The 1,733-nt window shown below is 48.0% G+C and carries 3 protein-coding genes; 2 read left to right on the top strand and 1 reads right to left on the bottom strand.

Features of this window, described 5'->3' with window-relative positions; translation table 11 throughout:
* A partial coding sequence (locus AK963_RS28635; RefSeq protein ID WP_202969912.1) for a RuvC family protein occupies positions 1–388 on the bottom strand: 388 nt, incomplete at its 3' end.
* 272 nt (positions 389–660) lie between these two features.
* Here AK963_RS28635 and AK963_RS28630 point away from each other — a divergent pair.
* A complete protein-coding gene (locus AK963_RS28630; RefSeq protein ID WP_066018682.1) occupies positions 661–1,347 on the top strand; it encodes a helix-turn-helix domain-containing protein in 687 nt (228 codons plus the stop codon).
* A 65-nt stretch (positions 1,348–1,412) separates the two neighbouring features.
* Positions 1,413–1,649 carry a hypothetical protein gene (locus AK963_RS28625; RefSeq protein WP_066018681.1) on the top strand — a complete coding sequence of 79 codons (237 nt, stop codon included), beginning with the start codon at positions 1,413–1,415 and terminating at the stop codon, positions 1,647–1,649.
* Positions 1,650–1,733: the final 84 nt, after the last annotated feature.

Genomic DNA, 1,733 nt, shown 5'->3' with positions numbered 1-1,733 from the left:
GTTTCCAGGTGACGGGGGTGATGTACGTCAGCGGTAGGTTAAGGGCACTGATGACGCCTTCAATGGCTCCGAAGCTGCGCCCCATATTGAACATGGAGGTGACGCCCTGTTTCGGCATGGCGTTCACCTTTTCCAGATAGACCATCGCTATCCGGTCAGCGTCGCTTTCCCACTGTTTTAAAATGTCGGCGGTGCCATAGGTGAAAATGCGCTGCTTTTTGCCTTCACTGACGGTGGGAAAATCGACAACCGCATGCAGCTGGAGCGTGTCGGCGTTGATGGCCGCCATTGCGCCGGTGATGCCCGGGTCTATACCAATCAGCAAATTCATTAAGCTTTCCCTGCCAAACGTAGAAACCGTTTTTTCAACGCTGCCCAGTATTGGCATTATCCTTTGCCAGTACTTTTCAGATTGCTGTTATTGCTTGCTATAAAAATCATGCACTGATCAAAATATCAAATCAACAGCCTAGCGTTTAAAAATAACATTTGTCTGTTTCTCGGATTCATCCGTCATTGCCTCTGCTTTTATTGACGGATTTTTTTCCGTTGAAAGGGTTGATTTATTAAACGCATCACTTTACGTTGAAAATAGCTCCAGCCATTTCCTGCGTATCTTGCGTTGTGCTGGAGTGTCTCTACATGGATTGGGAGAGTTGCATGTCTACACTTGGTGATCGTTTACGGCGCGTTCGCAAAGAACGAGGTCTCAGCCAGGCAGCGCTGGCTGAAGCTGTGGGTTCACGACAAAGCAGCATTAACGACATCGAGTCCGGACGCAATAAAAAATCCGTCTATCTGGTAAAAATCGCTCATGCCTTGAATGTTGATCCCGTCTGGCTGGAAAACGGGTCAGGAAACGTGAATGGCATGTCGGTTAATATCGTCGGTCAGGGGGCTCTCTTGCCTAACTATGAACCGAGGACGATAGTGGACTTTGCGACCGGACGCTATGTCGATAAAGATAACTGTGCGGCTTTATATCGTTGTCCTTCGAAGCATTCCGATGGAGCCTATACCACCATACTGAAATACACCCGTGAAGAACTGCCTCAAAACGCTGTCCTGTATTTTGAGCCGTTCTGCAATTATCACAGCGGTGATGTGGCGATGGTGGTTTTTCCCGACACCGGAAAGAGTGATGTTTACCGCCTGGTATCGCATAACAACAAGGCATTCATCCAGTCGATGGATGCCCGCATAGATCCTGCTTTTCGATCCTCTGAATGCCGGTTGCGCAGTGCTGAAGGAGGCGAAGTATTTTTTACGCAATCGAATGAAGATGACTCGCTTCCAGAAGTCGTGTTGGCGGGTAAGTTATTTTTTGTGGCAATACCAATCGATTAATTCCTGATGTTCGTTTGTAGGATGCTGTGTCGGCTGGATATGGAATTCCGGAGGATAAGCATTTTATGAAGGCTGATTCTGATAGCTCTGTATGGTTCAAGTCAGAAGATCACCTTTTTCTGGTGGATGACAGTAAACCGGTAGAAGCGGGCGATCTGGTGGTTGATCTCAACGCTTCTGATGAATCGGGTGGTGGCTTGCGTGAACCTGAAGTCAGAGTTCGCCAGCTTGGGTCTGATGACCGTGGTTCGGTGGTCTTTGGTAAAGCGACCCATATTGGCAGGTTTTTCCCATTTAAGTGAATCAGTGCTTTGAGAGGGCGCTTTATGCGCCCTTTTAAAGCGCTGTTCATAAACGCACAGACATTTGAATAACCGCTAAAGCCG

The sequence above is a fragment of the Endozoicomonas atrinae genome (assembly GCF_001647025.1).
GTDB classification, from domain to species: domain Bacteria; phylum Pseudomonadota; class Gammaproteobacteria; order Pseudomonadales; family Endozoicomonadaceae; genus Endozoicomonas; species Endozoicomonas atrinae.
The sequence above is the reverse complement of the archived record's forward strand: the minus strand, read 5'-3'. Positions and strand labels throughout refer to the sequence as shown.